General features: G+C 63.8%; 1 protein-coding gene. It reads left to right on the top strand.

All coding sequences use genetic code 11. The features are described from left to right. The coding region (gene nrdD / locus ACFSNB_RS18745) for an anaerobic ribonucleoside-triphosphate reductase (RefSeq protein WP_377319338.1) at positions 1-686 on the top strand (686 nt) is incomplete at both ends.

Genomic DNA, 686 nt, shown 5'->3' with positions numbered 1-686 from the left:
CTCGACCGCGCCGACTGGCGGGTCAACGCCAACGCCAACCAGGGCTATTCGCTCGGCGGCCTGATCCTCAACGTCTCGGGCAAGGTGGTGGCCAATTACTGGCTGTCGCACGTCTACCCGCCCGAGATCGGTCAGGCCCACCGCGAGGGCGACCTGCACATCCACGATCTCGACATGCTGTCGGGTTATTGCGCCGGCTGGTCGCTGCGCACCCTGCTGACCGAGGGCCTCAACGGCGTCCCCGGCAAGGTCGAGGCCAGCCCACCCCGCCACATGTCGAGCGCGGTCGGCCAGATCGTCAATTTCCTCGGCACATTGCAGAACGAATGGGCCGGGGCCCAGGCGTTCAGCTCGTTCGACACCTACATGGCCGCCTTCGTCCGCAATGACGGGCTCGACTATGACATGGTGCGCCAGTACATCCAGGAACTGGTCTACAACCTCAACGTCCCGTCGCGCTGGGGCACCCAGACCCCGTTCACCAACCTGACCTTCGACTGGACCTGCCCGGAGGACCTCAAGGATCAGGTGCCGGTGATCGGCGGGGTGGAGATGGACTTCACCTACGGCGATCTTCAGTCCGAAATGGACATGATCAACCGCGCCTATATCGAGGTGATGACCAAGGGCGACGCCAAGGGCCGGGTGTTCACCTTTCCGATCCCGACCTACAACATCACCCCCGA

This window comes from Phaeospirillum tilakii (genome assembly GCF_042683125.1).
Classification (GTDB): Bacteria; Pseudomonadota; Alphaproteobacteria; order Rhodospirillales; family Magnetospirillaceae; genus Phaeospirillum; species Phaeospirillum tilakii.
The sequence above is the reverse complement of the archived record's forward strand: the minus strand, read 5'-3'. Positions and strand labels throughout refer to the sequence as shown.